The organism is Halomonas saccharevitans (assembly GCF_900116405.1).
Lineage (GTDB): Bacteria > Pseudomonadota > Gammaproteobacteria > Pseudomonadales > Halomonadaceae > Halomonas > Halomonas saccharevitans.
In genome coordinates, this window is the sequence record NZ_FPAQ01000006.1 from 56,497 (window position 1) to 77,839 (window position 21,343).

Here is a 21,343-nt window from a genome sequence, read left to right on the forward strand (position 1 = left end):
GAAGGTACGGCCTCCAGGGCCGCGGCAGGCGAGGCCACTGGCGCCGCGTAGCAACCACCCGCACAGCAAGAGGGGCTGCCGAATGGCAGCCCCTCTTGCTGTGCGGTTCACTTCATGGCGAACCGGGTCATGGTGACTCGGGCGAGCCTGGCTCAGGTTCGGGCGTGGCTCAGGACGCCGCCTTGGCCGTCTTCGCCGCCGAGTCGGGTGTCTCAGTAGGCTGCGGCAGGGAGGGCAGCGACTTGTCGAGCAGCTCGACACTCTGGCGGTAGAAGAGCTGGCTCTTCTGATGCTCGCCCAGGTTGGCGTAGAGCCGGGCCAGCTCCGCGCATGCCACGCCGCTGGGCCGCTGGCGCTGGCTCGCTTCGAAGTACTCCTGAGCCTTGCCCCAGTAGGCGTTGCGCAGCGCCAGGCGTCCCAGGGCGAGCAGCAGGTCCGGGTCGTTGGGCCGCTCCTGCAACCACTTCTCGGCCACCACCAGCTGTCGGCGGGCATCCACGTCGAGCAGGCCGTAGCGCAGCACCAGGCGACTGTCCCAGTGCTCCTTGAGGGAGTGGCGCAGCAGCCGCTCGGCGATGCCCTCCTGGTCGCCCCGCACCAGCGCCTCGGCGTAGAGCACGATGAGGTCGTTGTTGGTACGCAGGTAATCGGGCATGTCGGCCCAGAGGTTGCGCACCCGTTCGATGTCGCCGGGGTTGCGTGCCTCCTGGCCGATCAGCTCGCGGTAGGCGCGCAGCTCAAGCTGCTCGCGTTCCTCGCGGGAGATCAGCTGCTGAGTCCCCAGCCGCGGCATCAGGCGGCGCAAGCCGTCCCAGTCGCTGACGCTGAGATAGGCCTGCTTGAGCTGCTTGAGGACCTGGGGATGGTTCGGCAGGTGGCGGTCCAGGCGGGTCAGGATCGCCAGCGCCTCCTCGTACTGCTGGCGATCCAGCATCAGCTGGGCCTGCATCATGCCCACCGCGGTGTCGGCACCCTCGGTGCTCAGGTGCGCCCGCTTGAGCAGGGTATCGGCCTGCTCGTAGCGCCCCTGATAGTGGGCGGCCAGGGCCGCGGAGAGGTAGTTGACCAGCGGCGTACTGGAGTCATCGGCGGCCTTGACCAGGGCCTTCTCGGCGCGCTTCCAGCGCCCCTCGGCGAGCGCCACCAGGCCGCGCACGGTGCGCTTCATGGCGGTGCGGTTGCGGGCCCGGCTGTTCCACACCTTGAAGCGGCTGACCGGCCGGGTCAGGCGCATCAACAGGCGCAGCCCGAAGTGCAGCACGATGAACACCGCCAGCAGGATGACCAGGCCGAACCAGAAGGAGGTCTGGTAGGAGGTGTCGCCCACCCGCACCAGCCAGTAGCCCGGCACCGACATCATCAGCTGGCCGAACAGCGCCCCGAGCGCAAGGCCCAGGACCACGATCAGAATCAGCTTTCTCATGCGTCATCTCCCTGGCCGCCCTCGGCCTGGTCGGCGGAGCGGCTCTCGAAGCGATGCTCGATGAAGCTCGCCAGCGCCTGCTGGGAGCCGCTGATATCGGGCAGCTCGGGGCGGATGCTGCGCTGCTTGAGCTCCTCGAGGCGCGCGATCACCGACTGGACGCCGGAGGCGTCGGTATCGTAGTAGCCGCGGACCAGCGTCAGGGCCTTGTCGAGGCTGGCCTCATAGAGCGCCTGCTCCTCCTTGAGCAGCGCCAGCTGGGACTGCTCGAGCACCAGGCGCACGCTCTGGCGCAGGTAGGACTCCTGCTCCGGGGCGATCAGCGCCTCCAGCGCCTCGTCGTGCTTGCGCACGGTGACCAGATCCTTGAGCTCGTTGCCGAAGCGCGACAGCTGCTGCTGCCAATCGCCGGTGGGCGTCTCCTCGATGGCGGCATCGGCGGTCATCTCCTCGATGTCCTGAGCCAGAGGCTGGCCGGCGATCAGCTCCTGCTGGGCGTTGAGCGCCAGGTAGAGGCCGGTGCGATCGACCGTCGGCACGGCCTCCAGGGCGGCGAGCTCGGAGGCGATCTCGCGACGCACCGGGACCAGGGCGGGATTGTCGGCCTCACGCAGGCGCGCGTCGGCGGTGCGCAGCAGGGCCGCGGCGCCCTCGACATCGCGCTCCAGCAGCAGGCGCTGATTGGCCAGGCGCAGCAGGTAGGCGGCCTCGGCATGCAGCCAGTCGCGCTCGTCGGTGTCCTGCTCACGGGACAGCTCGTCGAGTACCTTATCGAGGGTCTCATCGACGCTGCTGCGATAGTCGGCGAACTCGCCGCGCAGGCTGGAGAGTGTCGACTCGAGAGCCGCGTCACGCTCGCTTTCGGCGCTTTCCAGCTGGCCCTCCAGGTCGCCCAGGGCGGACTCGCTGGCGACGTCGGCGGGCAGAGCGGCGAGACGCTGCTGCTGCGCCTCGAGCTTCTGCCAGGCCTGCCAGCCGAAGAAGCCCACGCCGATGGCCAGCAGGATCACCAGCACCAGCGCCACGGCGCCGGACTTGCCGCCGCCCTGTCCGCCGTCGCTCCTGGCGGTGGCGGCGCCACCGGCCGGGGGCTTGCCAGCGTCGGAGGCCTTCGCCTTGTCCCCGGGCGCGCCCTGGGCCTTTGCCTTGCCGGCGCTGGCGCCTCCCGAGGCCGGCTTGTCGGTCGAGGCGTTCTGCGTCTTGGACGCGTTGGCGCCGGTGGCCGGCGTGTCGGCGGAGGCGCTCGGCGACTTCTTCTCGGTCGCACCGCCCTGACCACTCGGCTGGTCGGTGCCGGCACTCGGCGTGCTGGACGACGCGGTCGCGTCATCCGAGCTCGGCGCGGCGGCGCCCGGCGCTGCCGCCTCCTGCTTCGCCTGACCGGCCGGCGCCGATGATCCACCCTTGCCTCGGCGGCGCGAGCGACGGGAGGCAGTACCGCCACCCTTGTCGGCTTCGCCGCTCCCCTGGCCGCCCGAGGGCGTCGATGCGCCCTGAGCCGCATCCGAAGGCGTCTGCTGTTCGTCCTGATCGTTTGGTTGCTTGCTCATCTGTCGCTAGCCCTTTTCGAGATCATCATGATCGACATCGGCCTCCTCAGGGGCGCTGCTCCCGGCGACCGTGACCGCCAGGGCGGCAGGGGTGGCACCCGAGGCCACCACGGGGACGCGAAATCCCAGCCTGCCGGCCAGTGTAGCCAACCGCGCGCTGGAAACGATTAGCGGTTGGTTCAAGGCGGCATCCGTACACCATCCTGCCAGATGTTCGAGAATTTCTCCGCTGCTGACCACCAGCGCACGATAATTGCCCTCGGCCAGCCGCGCCTGCAGGGGCGGCGCGGGGTCGAGGAGGCGACGCCGATAGACCGCCAAGCGCGTCACCCGGGCGCCCCGCGCGGCCAGAGTATCGGCGAGCAGGGTGCGCCCGCCTTCACCGGCCACCAGCAGCACGCGCTGCTCGTCGAGGGCCCGCAGAGATGCGAGGCGCAGCAGCGCCTCGCTGGTGTCCTCGCCGCTCTCCGGCGGCGGCACGTGCACGCGCACGCCCAGATGGTGGTGAAGAGCGGCGGCGGTCGACGCTCCCACCGCATAGTAGTCGATGCCGACCGGCAGCTGCGGCCAGTAGCGATCCAGGGCGTTCGCCAAACACTCGGCGGCGAACGGGCTGACCACCACCACCTTGTCGAACTGGTCGACGTCCAGCCAGGTGCTGCGCGCCGCCGGCGTCTCCGCCAGCGGTTCGAGGCGCATGACATCCAGGCGCTCCACGGGCAGGCCGCGGGCCTCGATGGCCTCGGCCAGCGGGCCCGCGCGCTCGCCCGGGCGGGAGATCAACACCGGACGGCTCGCCATCAGCCGGCGCCGTAGACCTCGGCGAGGATATCGCCGGCGCCCTGGTCGAGTAGCTCTTCGGCCACGCGGATGCCCAGCGCCTCCGGCTCGTGGATCGAGCCGCGGCCCTCGGCGCGCAGCACCCGGGTGCCCTCCGGATTACCCACCAGGGCACGCAGCCAGAGGGTCTGGCCGTCGTTCTCGAACACGGCATGGCCGCCGATCGGCACCTGACAGCCGCCCTCGAGGCGGGTGTTCATGGCGCGCTCGGCGCGCACCCGGGTGGCGGTGGTCGCGTCGTCCAGCGGGGTCAGCAGCGCCAAAAGCTCCGGGTCATGGAGGCGGCACTCGATGCCCAGCGCCCCCTGGCCACAGGCCGGCAGGCAGACTTCGGGCGGCAGCTCCATGGCGATGCGCGCCTCGAGGCCCAGCCGCTTGAGGCCGGAGGTGGCCAGCAGGATGGCGTCGTACTCGCCGGCATCGAGCTTGCCCAGGCGCGTCTGGACGTTGCCGCGGAGGTTGAGGACCTCGAGGTCCGGACGCGCCTCGCGCATCTGCAGGCCGCGACGCAGGCTGGAGGTGCCGATGCGCGCGCCCTGGGGCATCTCGTCGAGCGAGGCGTAGTGGTTGGAGACGAAGGCGTCGGTGGGCTCGGCGCCCTCGAGGATCACCGAGAGCCCCAGGCTCTCGGGGAAGTGCATGGGCACATCCTTCATGGAGTGCACGGCGATGTCGGCGCGGCCGTCGAGCATCGCCTCCTCCAGCTCCTTCACGAACAGCCCCTTGCCGCCGACCTTGGCCAGCGGGGTGTCGAGGATCTTGTCGCCGCGGGTCGACATGGGCACCAGCTCGACCTGCAGGCCGGGGTGGGCGGCCATCAGACGGTCGCGGACATGCTCGGCCTGCCACATGGCCAGTTGACTCTTGCGGGTGGCGATACGCAGGGTATTGATGGCTTGCACGTGGTTCTCCCGTACCGGTTGGCCTGCCGATGGCGCACGATGCGCTGGCGCCCGGTGATGATGTGGATACGCCTCATCATAAAGCACCGCGCGAAACAGGAAAAATCGCGTCGCGCTGAGCGTGTGCCGCCCCTCGCCAGCCTCGTGGACTCTGGTACACTTTCTGCCATGTCAAGGCAGCGCCGCCCAGACGGCGCCCACCACCCCTATCGTCAAGCAGGATGCCCAGCCCGATGAGCCCGAGTCCTTCCACCCCCGGCACCAATCAGTCCTGGGGCGGCCGCTTCAGCGAGCCCACCGACGCCTTCGTCGAACGCTTCACCGCCTCGGTCGGCTTCGACCAGCGCCTCGCCCTCCACGACATCCAGGGCTCCGTCGCCCACGCCACCATGCTGGCAAGGGTCGGCGTGCTGACCATTGATGAGCGCGACGCCATCACCCAGGGCCTCGACGAGATCCGCGGCGAGATCGAGCGCGGCGAGTTCGAGTGGTCGGTGGCCCTGGAAGACGTGCACATGAACATCGAGGCGCGGCTCACCGACAAGATCGGCATCACCGGCAAGAAGCTGCACACCGGCCGTTCGCGCAACGACCAGGTGGCCACCGACATCCGCCTCTTCCTGCGCGCCGAGATCGACGTCGTCGCCGCCGAACTGGCGCGCCTGCGTGAGGGGCTGATCGAGCTGGCCGACCGCGAGGCCGACACCATCATGCCCGGCTTCACCCACCTGCAGACCGCCCAGCCGGTGACCTTCGGCCACCATCTGCTGGCCTGGCAGGAGATGCTGGCGCGCGACCACGAGCGCCTGCTCGACTGTCGCAAGCGGGTCAACGTGCTGCCGCTGGGCGCCGCGGCGCTGGCCGGCACCACCTACCCCATCGACCGCCACGTCACCGCCGAGCTGCTGGGCTTCGAGCGGCCCGCCGAGAACAGCCTCGACGCGGTCAGCGATCGGGACTTCGCCATCGAGTTCACCGCCTTCGCCAGCATCCTGCTGATGCACCTGTCGCGAATGAGCGAGGAGCTGGTGCTGTGGACCAGCGCCCAGTTCGACTTCATCGACCTGCCCGACCGCTTCTGCACCGGCTCCTCGATCATGCCGCAGAAGAAGAATCCCGACGTGCCGGAGCTGGTGCGCGGCAAGACCGGGCGGGTCTATGGCCACCTGATGGGCCTGCTGACGCTGATGAAGTCCCAGCCGCTGGCCTACAACAAGGACAACCAGGAGGACAAGGAGCCGCTGTTCGACACCCTGGACACCGTCAAGGGCTGCCTGCGCGCCTTCGCCGACATGGCCCCGGCCATCGAGTCGAAGAAGCCCAGCATGGCCGAGGCCGCCCGCCGCGGCTTCTCCACCGCCACCGACCTGGCCGACTACCTGGTGCGCAAGGGCGTGGCCTTCCGCGACGCCCACGAGATCGTCGGCCAGTCAGTGGCCTTCGGCCTCAAGGAGGGCAAGGACCTCTCCGAGATGAGCCTCGAAGAGCTGCGCCAGTTCTCCGACACCATCGAGGCGGACGTCTTCGAGGTGCTGACCCTCGAGGGCTCGGTGGCGGCCCGCAACCACATCGGCGGCACCGCCCCGGACCAGGTGCGGGCCGCGGCGCAACGCGCCCGCGATGCCCTGGCGAGCCTGGCCTGATGCGCCGGCTCCTCTCCGCCCTGGCCCTGGCCTTGGCCCTGCCCCTCGCACTGGCCGGCTGCGGCCAGAAGGGCCCGCTCTACCTGCCCGGCGACGAGGCGGCCGCCGAGCGCTACGACCCTGCCGCCGAGCAGGCGACGTCGGACGACGCCGCCGCCCGGCAAGACGCTGACACCGATTCCCAAGAGAAGCGCTGATTTATGTCGCGAGCGAAAGATAGGCTGATCGCCGCCGGCGCACAGCAACCGGAGTTGACAGGCTGCTCAATGAGGATTGCGCGCACCGCCGGCGGACAGGATATCGAGCGCAGCAATAAATCAACGTTTCTCCAAGGCGAGAGCTAGCATGGACTATTTCGACTACCGCGACGGCGTCCTCTACGGCGAGGATGTGCCGCTCACCCGCATCGCCGACGAGTTCGGCACGCCCTGCTACGTCTACTCCCGGGCGACCCTGGCCCGCCACTACCGCGCCTACGCCGAGGCCCTGGGCGGCCATCCGCACCTGATCTGCTACGCGGTCAAGGCCAATTCCAACCTCGCCGTGCTGGGCCTGCTGGCGACGATGGGCGCCGGCTTCGACATCGTATCAATAGGCGAGCTCGAGCGCGTGCTCGCCGCCGGTGGCGATCCGGCCCGGGTGGTCTTCTCGGGCGTCGCCAAGCAGGAGGCCGAGATGACCCGCGCCCTGGAGGCGGGCATCAAGTGCTTCAACGTGGAGTCGCGTCCCGAGCTCGAGCGCTTAAACGCGGTAGCGGGCCGGCTCGGCATGCAAGCGCCGGTCTCGCTACGGGTCAATCCGGACGTCGATGCCGGCACCCACCCCTACATCTCCACCGGGCTCAAGGACAACAAGTTCGGCATTCCGGTGGACGAGGCGCTGGCCGCCTATGAGCTGGCGGCCACGCTGCCCCACCTCGAGGTGGTCGGCCTGGACTGCCACATCGGCTCCCAGCTCACCGAGCTTTCGCCCTTCCTCGACGCCCTCGACCGCCTGCTGGTGCTGCTCGAGCGCCTGCGCGAGCGCGGCATCGAGATCGAGCACCTGGACCTCGGTGGCGGGCTGGGCGTGCCCTATCAGCACGAGCACCCCCCCGCGCCCTTCGACTACGCCACCGCCCTGCTCGAGCGCCTCTCGGCGTGGCCGGGCAGCGAGCGCCTGACCCTGCTCTTCGAGCCGGGCCGCTCCATCGCCGCCAACGCCGGCGTGCTGCTGACCCGGGTCGAGTTCCTGAAGCCCGGCGAGACCAAGAACTTCGCCATCGTCGACGCGGCCATGAACGACCTGATCCGCCCGGCGCTCTACCAGGCATGGCAGGCGATCCTGCCGGTGGATACCCGCCACCCACGCGACGCCGCCACCTATGACGTGGTCGGCCCGGTCTGCGAGACCGGCGACTTCCTGGGCAAGGATCGCGAACTCGCTATCGCCTCGGGCGACCTGCTGGCGGTGCGCTCCGCGGGGGCCTACGGCTTCGTGATGGCCTCGAACTACAACAGCCGCCCGCGCCCCGCCGAGGTGATGGTCGACGGCGATCGGACCCACCTGGTGCGTCGCCGCGAGCGCCTCGAGGAACTCTGGGCCGGCGAGGCGCTGCTGCCCGACAACGCACAAGAGGCCCGCTGATGCTCCTGCACTTCACCAAGATGCACGGGCTGGGCAACGACTTCATGGTGGTCGATCTGGTCACCCAGCGGGCGCGCTTCACCGAGGAGGAGATCCGCCGCCTGGCCGACCGGCGCTTCGGCATCGGCTTCGACCAGCTGCTGGTGGTCGAGCCGCCCCGTGATCCGGACAGCGACTTCCGCTACCGCATCTACAACGCCGACGGCAGCGAGGTCGAGAACTGCGGCAACGGGGCGCGCTGCTTCGCGCGCTTCGTGCGCGACCAGCGCCTGACCCACAAGCACGAGATCCACGTCGAGACCGCCGGCGGCCCGCTGACCCTGGTGGTCGAGGACGATGGCCGGGTGCGCGTCGACATGGGCGAGCCGCGCTTCGCCCCCGAGGCCCTGCCCTTCACCACGGAATCCTTCGACGCCGCCGAGGGCCGGGTCCTTCACACCCTCGAGGTGAACGGCGAGCGCCATGAGATCGGCGTGGTCTCCATGGGCAATCCCCACGCCGTGCTGCGGATCGAGGACGTCGACACCGCCCCCGTCGAGCGGCTGGGCCCGGCCATCGAGTCGCACCCGCGCTTCCCCAAGCGTGTCAACGCCGGCTTCATGCAGGTGGTGTCACCTCACGAAATCCGCTTGAGAGTCTATGAGCGCGGCAGCGGCGAGACACTGGCCTGCGGCACCGGCGCCTGCGCGGCCGTGGCCAGCGGCATCCGCCAGGGGCTGCTCGAGAGCCCTGTCACCGTGCACCTGCCCGGTGGCGAGCTTCGCATCGAGTGGGGCGGCGACGCCGCCCCGCTGATCATGACCGGACCGGCCGAGCGCGTCTTCGACGGCCGCGTCGTGCTGAACTGAGTCGCCCCCGCCACCCAAGGAGAAGTGCCCATGACCCGTGCCGCCCCCGACCCGCGCCAGACCCTCGATCCCGATCGAGTGGCCGAGTGGCTGGCCCGTCACCCGGACTTCTTCGTCGGGCGCGAGGGGCTGCTGCAGCAGCTCAAGGTGCCCCACCCCGAGACCCGCGGCGCCACCTCACTGCTCGAACGGCTGGTGCATGACCTGCGCGCCCGCGCAGAGCAGGCCGAATGGCGCCTGGAGCAGCTGCTGGAGTCGGCCCGCTTCAACGAGGGCCAGTATCGACGCACTCGCGAGCTGATCCTCGCGCTGCTCGAGGCCGAGGACAACGACGCCCTGGGCCAGGCGCTGGCCACCCAGCTCGCCGAGAACTTCCACACCCCGGCGGTGGCGCTGTGGTGCCCGGCCAGCCTCACCGATGCCGAGCCCCACCCGCCCCAGGCGCCCCGACAGGTGCTCGACGATCACGCCGGCCAGCGCCTGGCGGCGCTTCTCGACGGCCGGCCCAGCCGCTGCACGCGACTGACCCCCACCGATTGGAAGCGCCTGCTGCCCCACGTGCCGGCGCCCGCCAAGGCCGGCTCCTGCGCGGTGGCGCGGCTGACCCTGGGCGAGCCGCTGGGCTATCTGGTGCTGGCGAGCCCCGACCCGGATCACTTCCGCGCCAGCATGGACACCCTGTTCACCGACTACGTGGGGGAGGTGGTGGCGCGCCTGCTGGTGCGCATGGCGCCCGCCTCGTCGTGAGCACCGCGATACTCGAGCCCGCGGTCGAGGCCTTCCTCGCCGGGCTGGCGCGCACCGCGAGCCCCGCCACGGCCGACGCCTACCGGCGCGACCTCGCGGCCCTGACGACCTTTCTCGCCGCCGAGGCCATCGACGACTGGGCCGGACTCGATGCCGCCCTGCTGCGCCGCTTCCTCGGCGGCGAGCGGCTGCGCGGCCTGGCACCGCGTAGCCTGGCTCGCCGCCGCGCCGCGATCTCGCGCTTCGCCGCTCATCTGGTGGAGACGGGAGAGCTGGCGCACAACCCGGTCTCACTGGTGAAGGCCCCGCGCCAGCCCAGCCACCTGCCGCGTCCGCTGGACGTGGATCAATTGTCGCGCTTTCTCGACACGCCCCACGACGACTCGCCGCTGGCGCGCCGCGATCAGGCGATGCTGGAACTCTTCTACTCCAGCGGCCTGCGCCTGGCCGAGCTGGCGGCGCTGGATCTCGGGGATCTTCAGCCGCAGCGGGTCAGGGTACTCGGCAAGGGCGGCAAGCCTCGTCAGGTGCCGGTGGGCCGGCGAGCCCGCCAGGCCCTGGACGCCTGGCTCACCGTGCGCGGCCAGCTGGCCGCGCACGACGCCCAGGCGCTGTTCGTGGGGGTGCGCGGGGGACGGCTGGGGCATCGCGGCATCCAGCGGCGCCTCGCCGAGCTGGCCAAGGTGCGGGGGCTCGCCGAGCATCTCCATCCGCACCGGCTGCGCCACTCCTTCGCCAGCCACCTGCTGGAGTCGAGCCAGGACCTGCGCGCGGTGCAGGAGCTGCTGGGCCATGCGGATCTCGCCACCACCCAGGTCTATACCCGGCTCGACTGGCAGCACCTGGCGGCGAGCTACGACGCCGCCCATCCGCGGGCGCGACGCCGCGGCGACGACAGCGGAGAGCCCTGATGAGCCTCGAGGCGATCACCTTCGACCTGGACGACACCCTGTGGGACAACCGCGGGGTGATGGCGCGCACCGAGACCGGCCACTATGCCTGGCTCGACGAGGCCCTGACGGACTGGCTGTCGCGCCGCGGCGAGTCCCGCGGGCGATTCGCCGAGCGCTATCCCCTGGCGGCCTATCAGGCGGCGCGCGGCCGGCTGGCCGAGCGCTTCCCGCCGCGGCGGGGCGACTTCAGCTGGCTGCGCGAGCGCGCCCTGGTGGAACTGCTGGAGGCCTTTGGGCTGCCACGCAGCGCCGCCTGGCTGTGGGCATCCGCCGCCATGGGACGCTTTCATGCGCTGCGCCTGGACGTCGCGCCCCACCCCGAGGTGGAGCCGCTGCTCGAAGAGCTTGGCGATCGCTACCGGCTGGGGGCCATCACCAACGGCAACCTGGCGCTGCACCGCCTGGCACTGTGTCGCCACTTCCGGGTGGCCATCGCCGCCGGCGAGATCCAGGCTCCCAAGCCGGACGCGCGACCCTTCCTGGCCGCCCTGGCGCGGCTCGAGACCGCGCCTTCGCGGGCGCTGCACGTGGGGGATTCCTGGCGAGAAGATGTGCTGCCGGCGCTGCGTTTAGGGATGCGGGCGGTGTGGATCGCCCCGGACCCGCCGCCAGGCGCGCTGCCGGCGGGCGTGCATCGGCTGGCGCACGTGCGCGAGCTGCCGGCCCTGCTGACCGACCTGACCTAGTCGCTGCCATCACGGACGCCAGGGCAGAGCTCAAGGGAAGCGCTCGTCAGTCGGCGGCGGGCACCGGCGCATCGAGCAGCCACTGGTCGAGGCGCGCATGCACCTCCTCGATGCCCTGCTTCTTGAGGGCGGAGAACAGCTGGATGCTCACCAGGTCTTCCCACTCGTGCAGCCGCGAACGCACCTGCTGCAGGGCGCCCTTCGCTGCGCCGCTCTTCAGCTTGTCGGCCTTGGTCAGCAGGATATGCACCGGCATGTCGGCCTCGTCGGCCCAGCCGAGCAGGGTCTGGTCGAACTCCGAGAGCGGATGGCGCACGTCCATCACCAGCACCAGGCCGCGTAGCGAGCCGCGCCGACGCAGGTAGTCGGAGAGGTGGCGCTGCCACTCCAGCTTGACCTGCTCCGGCACCTTGGCATAGCCGTAGCCCGGCAGGTCGACCAGCCGGCGATCGCTGTCCTCGCCGAGCCCGAAGAAGTTGATCAGCTGGGTGCGTCCCGGCGTCTTGGAGGTGCGGGCCAGCGCCTTCTGCCGGGTCAGGGCATTGATGGCGCTGGACTTGCCGGCATTGGAGCGGCCGGCGAAGGCCACCTCGGCACCGCTGTCGGGCGGGCACTTGGCCAGGGTCGGAGCGCTAGTGATGAAACAAGCGGCCTGATAATTGAGGCGAGAGTTGAGTCGCGACATGCGGGAGAATCCTGACGTTGATCAAGGGCGCCACGGCTTGCATTCCCGCGGCTCGGGTGTTCCGTTATAATGCAGTGTCTTTGTCTGCGACCCGGGGCGCGTCAGTATACCACCGTGCTTCGGCCGCCAGCGACCGACCACCGCGTCGGCGACGACCGGCCACAGGGCACCCGGATCCAACCCGGGCGGCACCCGGGGTACGTACCGGCCAACAACGTAACGGGATAGTGGAACTGCGATGAGAAAGCTACTGGCAAGCCTGGCAATCACCATGGGCGCGGTCGGCGTGGCCCATGCGGACCTTCAAGCGGACGCCGATGCGGCGGCCGGTCGAGACAAGGCGCAGGCCTGCGCCGCCTGTCATGGCCAGCAGGGCATCAGCCCCTCCGGCGCCTTCCCCAACCTGGCCGGACAGCAGGCCTCCTACCTGGCCAAGCAGATCATGGACATCCGCGACGGCAACCGCATGGTGGCCCAGATGGCCGGCCAGGTGGACAACTACTCCGACCAGGACGCCTGGGACGTGGCCAAGTACTTCGCCGAGATGGACCCGGCCCTGGGCCAGGCCGAGGATGACGAGGTGCTGATCGAGCGCGGCCGCGAGCTCTACCGTGCCGGCAACATGGCCAAGGGCATCCCGGCCTGCTCGGCCTGCCACAGCCCGACCGGCGAGGGCATCGGCTCGGCGGTCTACCCGGCGCTCTCCGGCCAGAAGCATGATTACCTGGTCTCCACCCTGCAGGACTTCGCCGCCGGCGAGCGCGCGAACGACCCCGCCGCCATCATGCGCAGCATCGCCGCCAAGATGAGCGATAGCGACATGGACGCCGTGTCCAACTACGTGCGCGGCCTGCACTGAGCCCCGGCCCGGCGAGCCGGGCACCGGTACTTCGAGGGCGGCCTGGGGCCGCCCTCGGCGTCTGCGGGGAACCCGGACGCCGACGGGGCATCAAAGCCAGCGGCGTGTCGCCCACAGGCACCCGAATCCTGTTTCATTCAAGGTGTTGCACTCAAGGAGAGCCCCCATGCTGAAGACCCTGATGGTTGCCCTGGCCGGCCTTGGCCTGTCATCCCTGGTATCCGCCGCCCCCCTCGTCGAGGGCGAGCACTACACCGTGCTCGAGAACCCGGTGGAGACGCGGGTCGAGGACGGTCAGGTCGCGGTGACCGAGGCCTTCTGGTACGGCTGCCCGCACTGCTACGACCTGGAAGACCCGCTCAACGCCTGGGTCGCCGAGCAGTCCGAGGACGTGGCCTTCCAGCGCATGCCGGCCACCATGGGTGGCACCTGGAACACCCATGCCTTCGCCTACTATGCCGCCGAGCAGCTGGGGATCCTCGACGAGCTCCACGAGGATTTCTTCCACGCCATCCACGAGGAGGGCCGCCGCCTGGCCTCGGAAGACGACATCGCCGCCTTCTTCAGCGACTACGGCGTCAGCGAGCAAGAGGCCCGCGAGGCGCTGGCCTCCTTCGGCGTGAAGAGCCAGGTGAACCAGGCCCATGCGCGCATGCGCCAGATGCAGCTGATGGGCGTGCCGGCGCTGATCATCGACGGCCGCTACCTGGTCTCGCCGAGCACCGCCGGCAGCCTCGGCAACATGCCGCAGATCGCCGGCGCGCTGGTCGACAAGGTCCGCGAGGAGCGTGCTGACTGAGATGCCCCAGCTGGCCGAGGCAAGGACACGGCTGCTCGACGGCGGCCACCTGAAGCTGCTCACCTTCAACCTGCAGGTGGGCATACAGACCTCGGCCTACCACCACTACCTGACGCGCAGCTGGCAGCACTTCCTGCCGCACCCCAAACGGCTGCAGCGTCTGAACATGATCGGCGAGGTGCTCGGCCGCTTCGACATCGTCGGCCTCCAGGAGGCCGACGGCGGAAGCTTCCGCTCGAGCCACATCAACCAGGTGGAATACCTCGCCACGCACGCCGGCTTTCCCCACCATTTCCAGCAGCTCAACCGCAACCTGGGCCGCATCGCCCAGCACAGCAACGGGCTGCTCTCGCGACTGACGCCGTCGCGGATCGAGGAGCACCGCCTGCCCGGCACCCTGCCCGGCCGCGGGGCGATCCATGTCCGCTACGGCGAGGGCCCCGACGCCCTGCACCTGTTCGTCGCCCACCTGGCGCTGAGCCATCGCGGCCGAGTGCGCCAGCTCGACTACCTCAGCGAGATCATCCGCCCGCTGCGCCATGTGGTGGTGATGGGCGATCTCAACTGCACCCCGGACCAGCTGCACGGCCACGAGCGCTTCCGCGCCTCGCTGCCGCTGCACCCGGTGCGCCCGCCGCTCAGCTACCCCTCCTGGCAGCCGCGCCGCGCCCTGGACCACATCCTGCTCTCCGACTCGCTACAGGCGGACGAGGTGCGGGTGCTCGAGCACCTCTTCTCGGATCACCTGCCGATCGCCGTGGACGTGCGGCTGCCCGATGCCTGCCTGACCAGCTGCCTGGCCGCCGGCCGGCAGACGAGCGAGCGCAGGCGACACTGACGCTCCTCGGGTCGGTAACGTATAGTCAGCGTTGGTCGCCGCGACGGTAAGCACGCCTCCCGTGTGCGACCATCCGGCCTTTTCCTACGCTCAGTCCGACACAGCGAGACCCCCCATGGCCCAATCCCGCGAGCTGCCGGGCATCATCGCCTGGCTCGACCGCGCCTCGGAGCGGCTCGGCAACAGCCTCTCCTGGCTAATCCTTTTGATGATGCTCATCCAGTTCCTGATCGTGGTGCTGCGCTACGCCTTCAGCGTCAACAGCATCCCCATGCAGGAGTCGGTGATGTACATGCACGCCGCGGTGTTCATGCTGGCCGCCGCCTACACCCTCAAGCACGACGGCCATGTGCGGGTGGACATCTTCTATCGGGGGATGACGCCGAAGCGCAAGGCGCTGGTCGACCTCGCCGGCACCCTCTTTTTGCTGCTGCCGGTAATGGGCTTCGTGATCCTCTCGAGCCTCGGTTACGTCGGCAAGTCCTGGGCGATCCTCGAGGGCTCGCCCGACTCCGGCGGCATCCCCGGGGTCTTCCTGCTCAAGACGCTGATCCCGCTGTTTGCCGGCCTGATGATCCTCCAGGCCCTGGTCGAGGCGGTGAAGAACGTCTACGTGATGACCGGACGCCTTCCCGCTACCCATGACGACGAGCCCCACGAGGAGCACCTGTGATGCTGGAATTCATGCCGCTGATCCTCTTCATCGTCATCTGCCTGGTGCTGATGGCCGGCTACCCGGTCGCGCTGTCGCTCGCCGGCACCGCGCTGGCCTTCGCCGGGCTGGGCCTCGGGCTCGAGTCGCTGGGCATCGATGCCCACTTCGATGCCGGCTACCTGGGCGCCTTCCCCAACCGCCTCTACGGCATCATGACCAACCAGACGCTGCTGGCGGTGCCGCTGTTCGTGCTGATGGGCGTGCTGCTGGAGAAGTCCAAGGTCGCCGAGACCCTGCTCGAGGCCATGGCCCTGCTGTTCGGCTCGCTGCGTGGGGGCCTGGGCATCTCGGTGACCCTGGTCGGCATGCTGCTGGCGGCCTCCACCGGCATCGTCGGCGCCACCGTGGTCACCATGGGCCTGATGTCGCTGCCGACCATGCTCAAGCGCGGCTACAGCGTGCCGCTGGCCACCGGCACCATCTGCGCCACCGGCACCCTGGGGCAGATCATCCCGCCCTCCATCGCCCTGGTGCTGCTGGGCGACGTGCTCTCCTCGGCCTATCAGCAGGCCCAGCTCTCCATGGGCATCTTCAGCCCCAAGACGGTCTCGGTGGGTGATCTGTTCATGGGCGCCCTGATCCCCGGCCTGGTACTGGTGGTGTTCTATATCGCCTATGTTGCCGTGATCGCCTGGTGGAAGCCCAGCGCCACGCCGGCCGTCGATCGCCGCGAGCTGATGGAGGAGCTCGGCCACGAGGGCGGCCTCGGCCTGCTGCTGCTCAAGGGCCTGGTACCGCCCATCGTACTGATCGTGATCGTGCTGGGCTCGATCCTCGGCGGCTTCGCCACCCCCACCGAGGCCTCGGCCGTGGGCGCCTTCGGCGCGCTGATGCTGGCCCTGGCCTACCGCCGCCTGGATCTCGCCACCCTCAAGGAGGTACTGCGCTCCACCACCCACGTCACCACCATGGTATTCATGATCCTGATCGGCGCGGCGCTGTTCTCGCTGGTGTTCCGCGCCTACGGCGGCGAGGAGCTGGTGACCGAGGTCTTCGAGGGCATGCCCGGCGGCGTGGTCGGGGCGACGCTGATCGTGATGCTGGTGATCTTCCTGCTCGGCTTCATCCTCGACTTCATCGAGATCACCTTCGTGGTGGTGCCGATCGTCGGGCCGATCCTGCTGGCCATGGGCCTCGATCCCATCTGGCTCGGCATCATGATCGCCATCAACCTGCAGACCTCCTTCCTCACGCCGCCCTTCGGCTTCGCGCTCTTCTACCTGCGCGGCGTGGCGCCGGACTCGGTGCCCACCTCGGCGATCTACAAGGGCGTCATGCCGTTCATCGTGCTGCAGCTGGCCATGCTGCTGGCCCTGGCCTTCTTCCCCGGGCTCGCCACCTGGCTGCCGGACCAGTTCTAGCAGCACGTTCGCCCGGGCCGGGCCCGGGCGCGGTGCCGCCTGACACCGAGCGTGGACTGAGAGTTAGCAGCCAAGGCCACCCGATTCGCTATAGTGCCAGCGTCCTGACACGGCGCCCGCGCCGTTCACGGCGGGCACGCCCCGACACCCTACCGCCAACCGCCCCCTGGGGCGTCTCGACACCAAGTCCCACAACACGAGAGGCACCGTATGAAACTCAGATCACTCGCCATGGCCGTGGCCATGAGCGCCGGCGCATCCGGCCTGCTGCTGGTCTCCAGCATCGACAATACCGCCCAGGCCCAGGAGACCTTCGAGTGGAAGATGGTCACCTCCTGGCCGAAGAACTTCCCCGGCGTGGGCCAGGGGCCCGAGCGTCTCGCCAAGCTGGTCGATGAGATGTCCGACGGCCGCCTGACCATCGAGGTGTTCGGGGCCGGCCAGCTGGTGCCGGGCTTCGAGGTCTTCGACGCCGTCTCCGGCGGCACCGCCGAGCTGGGTCACTCCGCCTCCTACTACTGGAAGGGCAAGGCACCGGCGGCGCAGTTCTTCGCCGCCGTGCCCTTCGGCATGAACGCCCAGGAGATGATCGCCTGGCTGCATCACGGCGGCGGCCTGGAGCTGTGGAACGAGCTGTATGACGACTTCGGCGTCGACGTCATGGCGGCCGGCGCCTCGGGCGTGCAGATGGGCGGCTGGTACAACAAGGAGATCACCTCCGTCGACGATCTGGACGGCCTGAAGATGCGCATGCCGGGCCTCGGCGGCGAGGTGATGAACCGCATGGGCGTAGCCATCGTTAACATGCCGGGCGGCGAGATCTTCACCTCCCTGCAGTCCGGCGCCATCGACGCCACCGAGTGGATCGGCCCCTACAACGACCTGGCCTTCGGCCTGCACCAGGCCGCCGAGTACTACTACTACCCCGGCTGGCACGAGCCGACCGTGATGTTCGAGGCGATCGTCAACGAGGAGGCCATGGCCGCGCTGCCCGCCGACCTGCAGGCGATCCTGCGCACCGCGGTGCGTGACGTGAACGCCGACGTGCTCGACGAGTACACCGCGCGCAACAACGACGCTCTCGAGACCCTGGTCAACGAGCATGAGGTGGAGCTGCGTCGCCTGCCGGACGACGTGCTGGCAAAGGCCCAGGAGCACTCCGCCGACGTGGTCGCCGAGCTCGCCGAGTCCAGCGAGATGGCGCAGAAGATCTACGACTCCTACGAGGCCTTCCAGGAGAAGGTCGTGAACTATCACGCCATCTCCGAGCAGGCCTACTACAACGCCCGCAACCCGGAGGGCGACACCACCAGCGAGTGATCGCGCCGGTGCCACGCCACTAACGTGGCGTGCAATACCAAGGGGCCGCCTGCGGGCGGCCCCTCGTCGTTGTCGGCCGCGCACTCAAGCGCATAGCGGGGCCAGCCAGGCCTCGGCGAGCCACAGCACCAGGGCGTAGCGGGCGCCCTTGGCCACGGCGATCAGCAGGATCGCCCGCCACCAGGGCAGGCGCAGGATACCCGCCAGCACGGTGAGCGGGTCGCCGATGAGCGGCGCCCAGGCCGCCAGCAGGCTCCACTCGCCGAAGCGCAGGTACCAGCGCTCGGCGCGCTCGAGCCCTCCCCGCGAGACCGGAAACCAGCGGCGATCCTGGAAGTGGCGCGCATAGCGCCCCAGGCCCACGTTGACGAGGCTGCCGAGGGTATTGCCGACGCTCGCCACGCCCCACAGCCACCATCCCGGCTCGCCCTGGCACCAGAGTCGCGCCAGCCACACCTCGGAGCCACCGGGCAGCAGGGTGGCGCTGGCCAGCGCCACCAGAAACAGCATCAGCATGGCACCGGGCCCCCTCCCTGCAGTAGGCTATCGGTCCCCTTCGAAAGCAATGACAAGACGCTGATGGCCACCCCCCGTTCGATCCCCAATACCCTGACCATCGCCGGCTCCGACCCCGGCGGCGGCGCCGGCATCCAGGCCGATCTCAAGACCTTCTCGGCCCTGGGCAGCTATGGTACCAGCGTGATCACCGCCCTAACCGCGCAGAACACCCGCGGCGTCACCGGGGTGCATCCGGTGCCGGCCGCGTTCATCGCCGCCCAGCTCGACACCCTGCTCGACGACATCGCCATCGACGCGGTGAAGGTCGGCATGGTGGCCAGCCGAGAGGTGGCCGAGACGATCCGCGACAGCCTCACCGCCCGGCGGCCGCGCTGGGTGGTGCTCGACCCGGTGATGGTGGCCAAGAGCGGCGATACCCTGGTCGACGACGCCGGCATCGCCGCGGTGCGCGACTGCCTGGTGCCGCTGGCCGACCTGATCACCCCGAACCTGCCGGAGGCGGCGGTGCTGCTCGATTGCCCGGTGCCCACCGACCGCGCCGGCATGCAGGCGATGGCGCCCGCCCTGCGCGAGCTGAGCGCCGGCGCGGTGCTGCTCAAGGGCGGCCACCTGCGCGGCGAGGCCTGCCCGGACCTGCTGATCACCGCCGATACCCTCGAGTGGCTGGAAGGGCCGCGTATCGACACCGGCAACCTGCACGGCACCGGCTGCACGCTCTCCTCGGCAATCACCGCGCGCCTGGCCCTGGGCGATGCCTTGCCCGAGGCGGTGGCTGCCGCCAAGGCCTGGCTGTCCCGCGCGCTCGAGCAGAGCCATCGCCTCGCCGTGGGCCAGGGGCACGGCCCGGTGCATCACTTCCACGCCTGGTGGTAGGCGGGCGGCCTTGCGCCCTCCCCCGGTGCCACCCATGCTGAGAGCGGTGCCATCGAGATCTTCCTGTCCGGGAGGGAGTCATCATGAGCCAGACCCTGCTGTTCGCCAGCGATCTCTCCGCCGAGAACCGCGCCGCCTTCGCTCGTGCCGTGCGCCTGGCGGTGGAGAGCGGCGCCCGCCTCGACATCATCCATGTGCTCGACCCCTATCTGCCGCGCCGCGTCCTCCACGACCTGGAGGCCGCCGTGGTGGCGGACATCCGCGCGACCCTCACCGACCTGCGTGAGGATTACGCGCTACCCGAGCCGTCGAGCCTGATCCAGACCATGGCCGGCGCCCCCTATGCCGAGATCATCCGCGAGGCCCACGAGCGCCAGGCCGACCTGATCATCCTGGGCGCCCATCGCAAGCGCGGGCAGCCCGACCTGGTGGCCGGCACCACCCTGGCCCGAGTGCTTCGCAGCGCCCCCTGCCCGGTGCTCTCGGTCAGCCACCTGGCGACCCAGGCGTGGCACGACATCCTGGTGCCGGTAGACTTCTCGCTGACCTCGCGGCACACCCTGCGCGAGACGCTCAAGCGCTTCCCCGAGGCGCGACTGACCCTGCTGCATGCCTGGGACATTCCCGGCGAACGCGAGCTGGGCTCGAACGGCGACTACGCCCGCTGGCGCGACCGCGAGGTGGAGCGGCTGCGCACCCAGCTGGAGCGCGAGACCGAACAGCTGATGGGCGAGCTCGACGACGTGCCGGAGCTCGAGCTGGTGCTCGAACAGGGCGATCCCCTGGAGGTGTTGATGACGCGCCTGCGGCGCCAGCCGCCGGACCTGCTCGCGCTGGGCAGCCGCGGGCAGCTGGGCCGCCAGAGCCAGATCACCGAGCGCCTGCTCTCGGAGCCCCACTGCGACGTCATGCTCTGTCGCGCCTGGTAGCGGGTCGTCCATCTGGAGGGCCGTCCCTCGCATGGGTCAAGCGCATCTACACAGAACCTGCACGCGATTATAGTGTCTGTACAAGCCACACCCCGAAGCGTGAGGTTCGTCCATGTTCCTGTCCTGCACCCGCGGCCGCCTACTGCTCACCGCCCTGGTGATCGCGCTGCCCGCTGCGGCCGCCTCGGCCGAGAGTAGGCCCGCCGAAAAGGAGCCCGTCGAGGTCGAGGGCGCCCGCTTCGCCGCCACGCTGGAAGTCGGCGAGCGCCGCTATGAGCGCATCGGCCACGGCCTCTTTCGCTACATGATCTGGGATGCCTACGCCGGCGCCTACTACCAGGCCGCCGGCTACCCTCGCCCGGCCCCGCAGTCCGAAGTGCCGCGCCGCCTGGAGCTGGAATACTTCCACGCCATCGAGGCCGGGGACTTCGCCGAGGTGACCCGTGAGCGCATCCAGAAGGCCCTGCCCGGCAGCGAATTCGCCCGCCTCGAGTCGAGCCTCTCCGCCTTCAACGACCGCTATCGCGACGTCAGTCCCGGCGACCGCTACGCCCTGGGCTGGGACGGCGAGGCCCTGACCCTTGCCCTGAACGGCGAGCCACTCTATTCAGGCGGCGACCAGGCGCTTGCCAGCGCGCTGTTCGGCATCTGGCTGGGCGACGATCCGCTGGGGGACGATTTCCGGGACGACCTGCTGGGACGCTGAGGGCGGCCATCCAGCCAGCCGCCGTGCTAGGCTTGACCGCCCGAGACATCAGCCAGGAGAGCTCGCCCGATGAAGGCCCTGATTCAGCGCGTGCGACGCGCCAGCGTAGAGGTGGACGAGCGTGAGGTGGGCGCCATCGGCCCGGGGCTGCTGGCCCTGGTGGGCGTCGAGAGGGGCGATGACGAGGCCTCGGCCGACCGGCTGCTGCACAAGCTGCTGCACTACCGGGTCTTCGCCGACGCGGCCGGCAAGATGAACCTCAATGTGCAGCAGGCCGAGGGCGGACTGCTGCTGGTCTCCCAGTTCACCCTGGCCGCCGATACCCGCAAGGGGCTCAGGCCGAGCTTCTCCAGCGCTGCCCCGCCCGCCGAGGGCGAGCGCCTCTTTCACTACCTGCTCGACCGGACCAGGGCGGCCTGGCCGACGGTGGAAAGCGGCGAATTCGCCGCCGACATGCAGGTCGCGCTGATCAACGACGGACCGGTCACCTTCCTGCTGGAGGGCTGAGCTCACCCGAGCCG

22 protein-coding genes and 1 pseudogene are annotated in these 21,343 nt (G+C 69.8%); 17 read left to right on the forward strand and 6 right to left on the reverse strand.

Annotated elements, in window-relative coordinates; all coding sequences use genetic code 11:
- Positions 1-169 precede the first annotated feature (169 nt).
- The 4 genes from BM388_RS04465 to hemC are packed head-to-tail and all read right to left on the reverse strand — an operon-like array spanning position 170 to position 4,715.
- Positions 170-1,423 (reverse strand): heme biosynthesis HemY N-terminal domain-containing protein, encoded by a 1,254-nt coding sequence (locus tag BM388_RS04465; RefSeq protein WP_089847637.1) that lies wholly within the window; start codon positions 1,421-1,423, stop codon positions 170-172.
- The gene (locus BM388_RS04470) at positions 1,420-2,973 is read right to left on the reverse strand and encodes a uroporphyrinogen-III C-methyltransferase (protein ID WP_089847640.1); all 1,554 of its coding nucleotides are present in this window, start codon (positions 2,971-2,973) and stop codon (positions 1,420-1,422) included. The genes BM388_RS04465 and BM388_RS04470 overlap by 4 nt, the downstream gene beginning before the upstream one ends.
- Before the next feature lie 6 nt (positions 2,974-2,979).
- The gene (locus BM388_RS04475; protein WP_089847642.1) at positions 2,980-3,774 is read right to left on the reverse strand and encodes a uroporphyrinogen-III synthase; all 795 of its coding nucleotides are present in this window, start codon (positions 3,772-3,774) and stop codon (positions 2,980-2,982) included.
- Positions 3,774-4,715 (reverse strand): hydroxymethylbilane synthase, encoded by a 942-nt coding sequence (hemC, locus tag BM388_RS04480; RefSeq protein WP_089847644.1) that lies wholly within the window; start codon positions 4,713-4,715, stop codon positions 3,774-3,776. Before hemC ends, BM388_RS04475 begins: the two co-directional genes overlap by 1 nt.
- Positions 4,716-4,948: 233 nt before the next feature.
- Here hemC and argH point away from each other — a divergent pair, with 233 nt between their 5' ends.
- The 7 genes and pseudogenes from argH to BM388_RS04515 all read left to right on the forward strand — a co-directional run bounded on the left by argH (position 4,949) and on the right by BM388_RS04515 (position 11,218).
- Positions 4,949-6,358 carry an argininosuccinate lyase gene (argH, locus tag BM388_RS04485; protein WP_089847645.1) on the forward strand — a complete coding sequence of 470 codons (1,410 nt, stop codon included), beginning with the start codon at positions 4,949-4,951 and terminating at the stop codon, positions 6,356-6,358.
- Positions 6,358-6,471 (forward strand): annotated as a pseudogene (gene lptM, locus BM388_RS18245) (LPS translocon maturation chaperone LptM); the annotation flags it as partial. The gene argH and the pseudogene lptM, both read left to right, overlap by 1 nt.
- A gap of 232 nt (positions 6,472-6,703) precedes the next feature.
- Positions 6,704-7,984: a diaminopimelate decarboxylase gene (lysA, locus tag BM388_RS04495; protein WP_089847650.1), complete on the forward strand. Its 1,281-nt coding sequence runs from the start codon at positions 6,704-6,706 to the stop codon at positions 7,982-7,984.
- The gene (gene dapF / locus BM388_RS04500) at positions 7,984-8,832 is read left to right on the forward strand and encodes a diaminopimelate epimerase (RefSeq protein WP_089847652.1); all 849 of its coding nucleotides are present in this window, start codon (positions 7,984-7,986) and stop codon (positions 8,830-8,832) included. Before lysA ends, dapF begins: the two co-directional genes overlap by 1 nt.
- Positions 8,833-8,862: 30 nt before the next feature.
- A complete protein-coding gene (locus BM388_RS04505) occupies positions 8,863-9,579 on the forward strand; it encodes a DUF484 family protein (protein ID WP_089847654.1) in 717 nt (238 codons plus the stop codon).
- Positions 9,576-10,490 (forward strand): tyrosine recombinase XerC, encoded by a 915-nt coding sequence (locus tag BM388_RS04510; protein WP_089847656.1) that lies wholly within the window; start codon positions 9,576-9,578, stop codon positions 10,488-10,490. The genes BM388_RS04505 and BM388_RS04510 overlap by 4 nt, the downstream gene beginning before the upstream one ends.
- Positions 10,487-11,218: an HAD family hydrolase gene (locus BM388_RS04515; protein ID WP_089847657.1), complete on the forward strand. Its 732-nt coding sequence runs from the start codon at positions 10,487-10,489 to the stop codon at positions 11,216-11,218. Before BM388_RS04510 ends, BM388_RS04515 begins: the two co-directional genes overlap by 4 nt.
- A 46-nt stretch (positions 11,219-11,264) precedes the next feature.
- On the opposite strand, the gene yihA is transcribed toward BM388_RS04515, so the two are convergent.
- Entirely contained in the window at positions 11,265-11,903 is a 639-nt protein-coding gene (gene yihA, locus BM388_RS04520; protein ID WP_089847658.1) for a ribosome biogenesis GTP-binding protein YihA/YsxC, read from the reverse strand.
- A 238-nt stretch (positions 11,904-12,141) separates the two neighbouring features.
- Between yihA and BM388_RS04525 the strand changes: the two genes are divergently transcribed.
- From BM388_RS04525 to BM388_RS04550, 6 genes are all read left to right on the forward strand, one after another.
- A complete protein-coding gene (locus tag BM388_RS04525) occupies positions 12,142-12,762 on the forward strand; it encodes a c-type cytochrome (protein ID WP_089847659.1) in 621 nt (206 codons plus the stop codon).
- Between the two features lie 166 nt (positions 12,763-12,928).
- On the forward strand, positions 12,929-13,561 hold the full coding sequence (locus tag BM388_RS04530) for a thiol:disulfide interchange protein DsbA/DsbL (RefSeq protein ID WP_089847660.1): 633 nt from the start codon (positions 12,929-12,931) through the stop codon (positions 13,559-13,561).
- Position 13,562: 1 nt separating this feature from the next.
- Positions 13,563-14,399, forward strand: coding sequence for an endonuclease/exonuclease/phosphatase family protein (locus tag BM388_RS04535; protein WP_089847661.1), 837 nt, complete (start codon positions 13,563-13,565; stop codon positions 14,397-14,399).
- Between the two features lie 115 nt (positions 14,400-14,514).
- Positions 14,515-15,072: a TRAP transporter small permease subunit gene (locus BM388_RS04540; RefSeq protein ID WP_089847662.1), complete on the forward strand. Its 558-nt coding sequence runs from the start codon at positions 14,515-14,517 to the stop codon at positions 15,070-15,072.
- Complete coding sequence (locus BM388_RS04545; RefSeq protein WP_089847665.1) at positions 15,072-16,475, forward strand: TRAP transporter large permease; 1,404 nt, start codon at positions 15,072-15,074, stop codon at positions 16,473-16,475. The genes BM388_RS04540 and BM388_RS04545 overlap by 1 nt, the downstream gene beginning before the upstream one ends.
- A gap of 210 nt (positions 16,476-16,685) precedes the next feature.
- Complete coding sequence (locus BM388_RS04550; protein ID WP_089847667.1) at positions 16,686-17,795, forward strand: TRAP transporter substrate-binding protein; 1,110 nt, start codon at positions 16,686-16,688, stop codon at positions 17,793-17,795.
- An 84-nt stretch (positions 17,796-17,879) separates the two neighbouring features.
- Here BM388_RS04550 and BM388_RS04555 read toward each other — a convergent pair whose 3' ends face one another.
- Positions 17,880-18,311 carry a YqaA family protein gene (locus BM388_RS04555; protein WP_089847669.1) on the reverse strand — a complete coding sequence of 144 codons (432 nt, stop codon included), beginning with the start codon at positions 18,309-18,311 and terminating at the stop codon, positions 17,880-17,882.
- A 63-nt stretch (positions 18,312-18,374) separates the two neighbouring features.
- Here BM388_RS04555 and thiD point away from each other — a divergent pair, with 63 nt between their 5' ends.
- From thiD to dtd, 4 genes are all read left to right on the forward strand, one after another.
- Positions 18,375-19,187 carry a bifunctional hydroxymethylpyrimidine kinase/phosphomethylpyrimidine kinase gene (thiD, locus tag BM388_RS04560; protein WP_089847671.1) on the forward strand — a complete coding sequence of 271 codons (813 nt, stop codon included), beginning with the start codon at positions 18,375-18,377 and terminating at the stop codon, positions 19,185-19,187.
- Positions 19,188-19,270: 83 nt separating this feature from the next.
- Entirely contained in the window at positions 19,271-20,116 is an 846-nt protein-coding gene (locus tag BM388_RS04565; protein ID WP_089847673.1) for a universal stress protein, read from the forward strand.
- 112 nt (positions 20,117-20,228) lie between these two features.
- On the forward strand, positions 20,229-20,822 hold the full coding sequence (locus BM388_RS04570) for a chalcone isomerase family protein (RefSeq protein ID WP_089847675.1): 594 nt from the start codon (positions 20,229-20,231) through the stop codon (positions 20,820-20,822).
- A 69-nt stretch (positions 20,823-20,891) separates the two neighbouring features.
- Positions 20,892-21,329, forward strand: coding sequence for a D-aminoacyl-tRNA deacylase (gene dtd / locus BM388_RS04575; protein ID WP_089847676.1), 438 nt, complete (start codon positions 20,892-20,894; stop codon positions 21,327-21,329).
- The last annotated feature ends 14 nt before the right edge of the window (positions 21,330-21,343 follow it).

Coding starts and splice junctions, on each gene's coding strand:
- BM388_RS04465 (WP_089847637.1), bottom strand. CDS start 1,423: ATGAGAAAGCTGATTCTGATCGTGGTCCTGGGCCTTGCGCTCGGGGCG.
- BM388_RS04470 (WP_089847640.1), bottom strand. CDS start 2,973: ATGAGCAAGCAACCAAACGATCAGGACGAACAGCAGACGCCTTCGGAT.
- BM388_RS04475 (WP_089847642.1), bottom strand. CDS start 3,774: ATGGCGAGCCGTCCGGTGTTGATCTCCCGCCCGGGCGAGCGCGCGGGC.
- argH (WP_089847645.1), top strand. CDS start 4,949: ATGAGCCCGAGTCCTTCCACCCCCGGCACCAATCAGTCCTGGGGCGGC.
- lysA (WP_089847650.1), top strand. CDS start 6,704: ATGGACTATTTCGACTACCGCGACGGCGTCCTCTACGGCGAGGATGTG.
- dapF (WP_089847652.1), top strand. CDS start 7,984: ATGCTCCTGCACTTCACCAAGATGCACGGGCTGGGCAACGACTTCATG.
- BM388_RS04505 (WP_089847654.1), top strand. CDS start 8,863: ATGACCCGTGCCGCCCCCGACCCGCGCCAGACCCTCGATCCCGATCGA.
- yihA (WP_089847658.1), bottom strand. CDS start 11,903: ATGTCGCGACTCAACTCTCGCCTCAATTATCAGGCCGCTTGTTTCATC.
- BM388_RS04525 (WP_089847659.1), top strand. CDS start 12,142: ATGAGAAAGCTACTGGCAAGCCTGGCAATCACCATGGGCGCGGTCGGC.
- BM388_RS04530 (WP_089847660.1), top strand. CDS start 12,929: ATGCTGAAGACCCTGATGGTTGCCCTGGCCGGCCTTGGCCTGTCATCC.
- BM388_RS04535 (WP_089847661.1), top strand. CDS start 13,563: ATGCCCCAGCTGGCCGAGGCAAGGACACGGCTGCTCGACGGCGGCCAC.
- BM388_RS04540 (WP_089847662.1), top strand. CDS start 14,515: ATGGCCCAATCCCGCGAGCTGCCGGGCATCATCGCCTGGCTCGACCGC.
- BM388_RS04545 (WP_089847665.1), top strand. CDS start 15,072: ATGCTGGAATTCATGCCGCTGATCCTCTTCATCGTCATCTGCCTGGTG.
- BM388_RS04550 (WP_089847667.1), top strand. CDS start 16,686: ATGAAACTCAGATCACTCGCCATGGCCGTGGCCATGAGCGCCGGCGCA.
- BM388_RS04555 (WP_089847669.1), bottom strand. CDS start 18,311: ATGCTGATGCTGTTTCTGGTGGCGCTGGCCAGCGCCACCCTGCTGCCC.
- thiD (WP_089847671.1), top strand. CDS start 18,375: ATGGCCACCCCCCGTTCGATCCCCAATACCCTGACCATCGCCGGCTCC.
- BM388_RS04565 (WP_089847673.1), top strand. CDS start 19,271: ATGAGCCAGACCCTGCTGTTCGCCAGCGATCTCTCCGCCGAGAACCGC.
- BM388_RS04570 (WP_089847675.1), top strand. CDS start 20,229: ATGTTCCTGTCCTGCACCCGCGGCCGCCTACTGCTCACCGCCCTGGTG.
- dtd (WP_089847676.1), top strand. CDS start 20,892: ATGAAGGCCCTGATTCAGCGCGTGCGACGCGCCAGCGTAGAGGTGGAC.